Below are 7339 nucleotides of genomic sequence, written 5' to 3' on the forward strand. Positions count from 1 at the left end.
GGTAAATCAAAACGACAAACATCGTAGGTGCAGAGGGTCATTGCGGAATTGTTATGCGCGAAAAATATACATCCTGCTCAAACCTGCCTAAACTACGCGCAACCGAAATCTATGTAAAAACGACAGGGAATTAAGGATACGCATGAGCAACATGGTGACCCGCTGTCCTCAGTGCCATACCTCCTTCCGCGTCACGGAAGACCATCTCAAGCTGGCCAATGGCGCTGTGCGCTGCGGCTCTTGCTTGCTGGTATTTCAAGCACGCCAGCACTGGATTAACCCAACCGCTGAAACAACAGCAACGGATTCTTCTTCGAATACGCCTACGCCCAACAGCCGGTTTCAGTTGGATGCGTCGTCGCAAAATGGCGCGGCTGACTCAGTATCCACAGCCCAGCCTAAAATTGAAAACGAGACGCCCGCCGATAGTTATCGTCCCAGTGAAACACTGGATTTAGGTGTGCCGATAGAAGCAGTTGGCGCAGTGGCCAATCCGAAGAAAATAGACGATATCGGCGATGACGACAAAATCAGTGACGATACAGATTTGAGAGAAGAAGACGAAGAGCCGGTCATTGCATCATCGGTAACGGGTCTTGATAGTGATTACGCCAGTGTATTTGGCGACATGATGGATGCACCTCGCAGCGCAGCGCAGGATGCTGCTCTGGATAACTTCAATAATTTTGATGACATACTCGACGATACCAATTTGCAACAAGATCATCATGACGCAGCCGTTGATGAGTCGTGGGCCAAAAATCTTTTGGACGATGAATTGCCGAAGCCTGAGACGCAGACGATTGATTTGAACGCCGTCGATGATGTGCGTGATATTTTGCAAGACTTTGCCAATCCCGTTGATGTGGATGCAGCCAGTCGCGATCTTGGTTTTGGGCATCGCGATCCTTTTGCGGCAAAAGACTTGGGTAGTACGCAGGGCAGTCATCGCTCAGAAATGATTGCGCATATCGATCCGCTGCCGGTTGATTTACTGTCTACGCGCGCCGGTCAACTAAAACAAGATTGGAAAGTGACACTGCAAGGGAGTGGAATTATTGCGGCGCTATTCGTGTTGTTGATTGCGCAATATGTATTTTTTAATTTCAATCGATTAGCAAAAACCAGCACCAGTAGGCCGTACATACAAACAATTTGTCATGTGTTCCGCTGCGAGTTACCAGTAGTAGAAAATTGGCGCTACATCAAAATTCAAAACTTGGTAGTGCGCAAGCATGCGCAATTACCGAATGCTTTGGTGGTTGATGCCATGTTGTTGAATGTGACAGATCAGGATCTACCCTTTCCAGCATTAGATTTATATTTCAGTGATCTAGTGAAAACGCCGATAGCCAGTCGCCGTTTTAATCCTTCGGAATATTTATCCGGTGAATTGAGTGGTCAAACGATGATGCCAGCAGGCCGGCCGGTGCATATTGCATTGGAAGTGGTTAATCCGGGCGCAGAAGCAGTGAATTGGAGTATGTCGGTGGCAGGTAATGTTGAGTAAGTGTGCAGAAATTGAATTACCGGCTGATGAAGTAAAAACTGAAGCCGTGCCTAATTATCAAACAATCCGCTGCTGTGTAGAAAATTCTCTGCGAAATTATTTTAGCCATCTCGATGGTCAACCAGCGGTGGATATTTACGCCATGGTGCTGGCCGAAGTGGAAGCGCCTTTGTTGGAAGTGGTGTTGGAATACACGCGCAACAACCAAGTGCGTGCTGCGGAAGTGTTAGGTTTGAATCGCGGTACGCTGCGTAAAAAGCTCAAGCAGTACAACCTGCTGTAAGGAAACAGCAGTTAAATAGAAGGAGGCAACGGCCTCCTTTTTTATTCACTTTTTATTGATTGATGATTGGAGTTTTTATGTCAGCTGTAATACCTGTACGCCGCGCTTTGATTTCCGTTTCTGATAAAACAGGCATTGTGGAATTTGCGCAAGCGTTGGCAGTACGCGGCGTGCAATTGTTGTCTACGGGCGGCACTTATCGTTTGTTGCGCGATAACAATATTGCCGTAACAGAAGTCTCCGATCACACCGGTTTTCCAGAAATGATGGACGGTCGCGTGAAAACGCTGCACCCCAAAATTCACGGCGGCATCCTCGGTCGTCGCGGGCAAGACGATGCTGTGATGCAAGAACACAATATCGCGCCGATAGATTTGGTAGTAGTGAATCTGTATCCCTTCGCACACACCGTCGCTAAACCGAATTGCTCGTTAGAAGATGCTATCGAAAATATTGATATTGGCGGGCCGACTATGGTGCGCGCAGCAGCAAAAAATCATGAGCATGTAGGCATCGTCGTCAACAGCAGTGATTACGCGCGCGTGCTACAAGCGTTAGACAATGACAAAGGCTTAACGCACGCCCTGCGTTTTGATTTAGCGGTGAAAGCGTTTGAACACACCGCGCAGTACGACGGCATGATCGCCAACTATCTCGGTGCGCGCGTAACGGAAACCGTAGAAAAATTTCCGCGCACTTTCAACGCGCAGCTCATCAAAGCACAAGAGCTGCGTTACGGTGAAAACCCGCATCAGGCCGCCGCATTTTATGTAGAAGCATCGCCGCAGGAAGTGAGCATTGCCACCGCTAAACAATTGCAAGGTAAGGAGTTGTCGTACAACAACATTGCTGATACCGATGCCGCGTTGGAATGCGTAAAAACTTTTGTGAAGCCGGCGTGTGTGATTGTGAAACACGCCAATCCTTGCGGTGTGGCGGTGTCACTGGATGGTATTCATGCTGCTTACGATTTGGCGTATGCCACGGATCCTGAATCGGCATTTGGTGGCATTATTGCGTTTAACCGCGAGTTGGATGCAGCGACAGCAAAAGCGATCGTCGATCGTCAATTTGTGGAAGTGATTATTGCGCCAGCGGTGGCGAGCGATGCGCTACCTGTTTTAGCCGCCAAACAAAATATTCGCGTGATGGTTTGCGGTGCATTGCCTGAGCAGCGTGCAGCGCAGTGGGATTGGAAGCGCGTCAACGGCGGTTTGTTAGTGCAAGACCTCGATATCGGCATGATCAAAAATTCTGATTTAAAAATTGTTACGCAACGCGCGCCGACCGAGGCAGAAATTCACGATTGTATTTTTGCTTGGAAAGTTGCGAAGTATGTGAAATCCAACGCGATTGTTTATGCTAAAAATCGTCAAACGATTGGTGTGGGTGCGGGGCAGATGAGCCGCGTTAATTCTGCACGCATTGCTGCAATCAAAGCCGAACATGCTGGTTTGTCTGTGCAAGGCGCAGTGATGGCATCCGATGCTTTCTTTCCTTTCCGCGATGGCATCGACAACGCCGCCAAAGTCGGCATCAGTTGCGTGATTCAACCCGGTGGCTCAATGCGTGATGAAGAAGTGATCGCCGCCGCCAACGAACACGGCATGGCGATGGTGTTTACGGGTATGCGTCATTTCCGCCACTGAGGTCACACGATGAACATTTTAATTTTAGGTTCCGGCGGCCGCGAACACGCGTTAGCTTGGAAGTGCGCGCAGGATGATCGTGTCAAAAAAGTGTTTGTTGCGCCTGGCAATGCGGGCACAGCCACCGAAAATAAATGCGAAAACATTGCGCTCAATATTTTGGATAACGATGCGCTAATTGCGTTTGCGAAAGACAATGTGCAACTCACCATCGTTGGCCCCGAAGCGCCGTTGGTGAACGGCGTAGTGGATGCTTTTCGTACGGCGGGATTAAAAGTTTTTGGCCCCACGCAACACGCCGCGCAATTGGAAGGCTCCAAAGCTTTTGCAAAAGATTTTCTCGCGCGTCACCACATTCCCACCGCGTTTTATTCTGTGTTTACAGCAGTGGAACCTGCGCTCGCTTATGTGCGAGAAAAAGGCGCACCTATCGTCATCAAAGCGGACGGCTTGGCGGCAGGCAAAGGCGTGATCGTCGCGATGACTCTGGCGGAAGCGGAAGACGCCGTGCGCGATATGTTGGCGGACAACAAATTCGGTGCAGCAGGAGCGCGTGTCGTTGTTGAGGAGTTTCTCGACGGCGAAGAAGCGAGCTTCATCGTGATGGTCGATGGCAAAACCGCATTGCCGATGGCAACCAGCCAAGATCACAAGCGCGTGGGCGACGGCGACACCGGCCTCAACACGGGCGGCATGGGTGCGTATTCACCTGCACCCGTGGTGACTGCCGAAGTTCACGCGCGGGTGATGCGCGAAGTCATCGAGCCCACCGTGCGTGGCATGGCGGCGGAAGGGCATCCTTACACCGGCTTTCTCTATGCGGGTTTGATGATCGACGCCAGCGGCGCACCGAAAGTGATCGAGTTCAATTGTCGTTTTGGTGATCCTGAAACACAGCCAATCATGATGCGTTTGCAGTCTTCTTTGGTTGCTTTGGTCGAACAAGCACTGGCAGAGCAGTTAGATAGCGCGCAGGCAGCGTGGGATGAACGCCCCGCGCTCGGCGTGGTATTGGCGGCGGGCGGTTACCCTGGTGATGTGGCAAAAGGTGCGGTGATTCAGGGTTTGGATACTGCTGTTGCCAACGCAAAAGTATTTCATGCGGGCACAGCAATGAAAGATGGTGCGGTGGTCACACAAGGCGGCCGCGTTTTATGCGCGACAGCTTTGGGGCAGACAGTAGCCGAGGCGCAGCAGACTGCGTACTATCTGGCAGACAGGATTCGTTGGGACGGCATGTTTATGCGCAAAGATATCGGTTGGCGCGCAATTGCACGAGAAAGAGCAAAAACGGAAATCTAGTAAAACGGAAGTTAACAAAACAGGAATTCACTAAGGGAGCGGCTCTGCCGAATGTATCGCTATGAAGCGTTTCGCATCATTGATGATGTTGGTTTTTTTGTTTTTTGCAACGCACCTATTGGCCGCACCCTTGGTGGAAATCAATAGCGATACGGTGCACCTGCCTTTAACGCCGTACATTGATGTTTTAGAAGATAAAAATGGCGGTCTCACGATCGACGATGTGGTGTCTGAGCGCTACGCGTTTCAATTTGCACCCGCATCATTGGCTGAGTTGTACTTTGGCTATTCCACTTCTGCTTATTGGTTGCGTTTTACGGTAGAAAATCAGCGTGATGAGGATATGCGACTGATTCTTGATGTGGCGCCAGCGGATATCGATTTTGTCGATCTCTATGTGGTAGATCCACAAACAGGTCAATTGCAACAGCACACAAAATTGGGATCGGCAACACCTTACACCGATCGTGCTTATCGTTATCCATCCAATCTTTTCGATCTAAAAATTGCAGAGCATACAGCACACAGTTATTTCATTCGTATTGAATCGGATAAAGCGGTTAATGCGCGGCTATCGCTGAGTTCGCCTCGTGAATACATGGTGAGCGCGACACAAAATGAATTTTGGCAAGGTGTGCTGCTGGGCAGTTTGGGTCTTTTGGCGGCAGTGTATTTAGGGCTTTTTGTGGTTTATCAATTCAGGGCTTTTTTATGGCATGGATTGACACTGATTTGTATTACAGCCATTCAGCTAGCATGGAATGGTTATGGGCTACCTTTCTTTGATAACCATGAAACATTGTTGGATCACCAAATTTTAACGCCGGTGTTTTTGTCTTTATTGTTTAGTGCGCTATATGCACAAAGTTTATTGAAAACGCGCAGACGAGCGCCTTGGCAGCACTATGCGCTTTCGATACTTGCGGTACTGAGTTTGATTTGTGCGATAGCGAATTGGTTTATTTCGCCGCATATTAGCGCCTCGTTAGCTGCGTGGTTATCTGCAGTGATTGTTGTTTTTATCTTTGCTGCCGCACTGCATGCCAATATGGATGAAATTGTCTTGGCGCGCCGTTTTATTACTCTGCGTGCTGTCACTATCGGCATGGTGTTGATAGCTATTTTTAATATCAATGGATTATTGCCTCAAGGCGCTTTCAGCACTTGGAGCGTAGCAGCGGCCATTGTTATTGAGTCTTTGGTTATGTGTGTAGTGATGTCGATCTATTGCATGAACCGCTTGCGCGATAGAGCAGAGGTATCGAAGGAAAAAGCAGAAAAAACAGCGCCTTCATCCATTATCAATTTATCCGATGTCTGCCACGAGCTGCGCACACCAATCAGCGGTGTGTTGGGGATGACAGATTTATTGCTGACAGGTAATGTCACAGAACAGCAGCGCAACCAAATAAAAACTATTCATCGTTCAGGCTTGGCTTTGTTGGATGTTACAAACCGTTTGTCTGACTTGTCGTCCATTGAGCAAGGAACCGTTGAATTAAATAACGCACCTTTTGAGCTCACGGCATTGGTGGAATCTTGTATAGAAAGTTGCCGTCTGCGCGCAGAGAGCAGTAGCGTGGAGCTGATCTATCATATTGATCGCGGTGTGAGTGGCTTTGTCAAAGGCGATCAAGAAAAATTACAGCATGTTTTGGTGAACTTGTTGCAGTTTTCTTTGCGTAATATAGAGCAAGGCGAAGTAGTTCTTAGTGTGAAGATTGTGGAAAACGATCAATTAATGTTTGATGTGCACTCAGGGCAAAACACACTAACAGAACATCGGCCTTTGTTGCGCCAACGCAACTTGCATTCCAGTGACCAACTGAACTTAACGATTGCAGAGCAATACATTAAGTTGATGGGCGGTGTTTTAGATACGCAGCTTTTTGCCAATGGCGGTGCATTGATCAGCTTTTGTTTGCATTTAGAGGCGCATGTCGGTCATGACATATCGGCTGATGAAGAAGGTGCGTTGCAGGGATGCCGTATTTTAATTGTGGATGACAATGCCACATATTGCTCCATTATCGAACAACAAGCGGTGCAGTGGGGTATGACAGTGCAGTCAGCCAATAGTGGAATGGAAGCGCTGGCGATTCTGCGTTCTCATACCACAAAAGAAGAATTCTTTGATTTTGCGCTCATCGATTATGAAATGCCGGGTATGGATGGTCTTGAGCTCGCTGCACATATTCGTGAGGATCAGAAAATCAATAGCGAACACTTATTGATGATGATGCTGACGGGTGTGAGCCGCGCGCCCAATAAATCAGCGTTGGAACAAGTTGGCATGCAGCGCGTGCTCTATAAGCCGCTCAGTGGCAAGAGTTTAAAACAGGCTTTGCAAAATGCCTTAGCACAAAAAAAATAGTGTATAGATATTAGAAAATAATAGGAGCCTGACCGCTTCGTCAAATCTCGAGTAGCTATGTAGGTACGCTTGTGGAAGAATTGAGGCGCTGTCCTCAAAATTTACCTGAGCGTGCCCTATGTTCACTCGTCATCTTTCGTCCAAATTATTCCAAGGTTTTTTGCTGTCGTCGCTATTGCTGGTAGGCAATGTAGCGCTGGCGGCAAATAACACGCTGCAAG

General features: G+C 48.6%; 5 protein-coding genes. All 5 read left to right on the top strand.

The features are described 5' to 3' along the window. The first annotated feature begins 142 nt into the window (after window positions 1-142). Window positions 143-1510, top strand: a complete 1368-nt coding sequence (locus R3E63_02375; GenBank protein ID MEZ5538808.1) for a DUF3426 domain-containing protein — start codon at window positions 143-145, stop codon at window positions 1508-1510. Then, window positions 1500-1793 (top strand): DNA-binding transcriptional regulator Fis, encoded by a 294-nt coding sequence (fis, locus tag R3E63_02380; protein MEZ5538809.1) that lies wholly within the window; start codon window positions 1500-1502, stop codon window positions 1791-1793. The genes R3E63_02375 and fis overlap by 11 nt, the downstream gene beginning before the upstream one ends. 77 nt (window positions 1794-1870) lie before the next feature. Then, the gene (gene purH, locus R3E63_02385; GenBank protein ID MEZ5538810.1) at window positions 1871-3442 is read left to right on the top strand and encodes a bifunctional phosphoribosylaminoimidazolecarboxamide formyltransferase/IMP cyclohydrolase; all 1572 of its coding nucleotides are present in this window, start codon (window positions 1871-1873) and stop codon (window positions 3440-3442) included. A gap of 9 nt (window positions 3443-3451) precedes the next feature. After that, on the top strand, window positions 3452-4744 hold the full coding sequence (gene purD, locus R3E63_02390) for a phosphoribosylamine--glycine ligase (GenBank protein MEZ5538811.1): 1293 nt from the start codon (window positions 3452-3454) through the stop codon (window positions 4742-4744). A gap of 61 nt (window positions 4745-4805) precedes the next feature. Next, window positions 4806-7118 carry a 7TM-DISM domain-containing protein gene (locus tag R3E63_02395; protein MEZ5538812.1) on the top strand — a complete coding sequence of 771 codons (2313 nt, stop codon included), beginning with the start codon at window positions 4806-4808 and terminating at the stop codon, window positions 7116-7118. Window positions 7119-7339: the final 221 nt, after the last annotated feature.

Source organism: Pseudomonadales bacterium, from assembly GCA_041395665.1.
Taxonomy (GTDB): domain Bacteria; phylum Pseudomonadota; class Gammaproteobacteria; order Pseudomonadales; family UBA7239; genus UBA7239.

Coding starts and splice junctions, on each gene's coding strand:
- R3E63_02395 (MEZ5538812.1), top strand. CDS start 4,806: ATGAAGCGTTTCGCATCATTGATGATGTTGGTTTTTTTGTTTTTTGCA.
- R3E63_02375 (MEZ5538808.1), top strand. CDS start 143: ATGAGCAACATGGTGACCCGCTGTCCTCAGTGCCATACCTCCTTCCGC.
- fis (MEZ5538809.1), top strand. CDS start 1,500: ATGTTGAGTAAGTGTGCAGAAATTGAATTACCGGCTGATGAAGTAAAA.
- purD (MEZ5538811.1), top strand. CDS start 3,452: ATGAACATTTTAATTTTAGGTTCCGGCGGCCGCGAACACGCGTTAGCT.
- purH (MEZ5538810.1), top strand. CDS start 1,871: ATGTCAGCTGTAATACCTGTACGCCGCGCTTTGATTTCCGTTTCTGAT.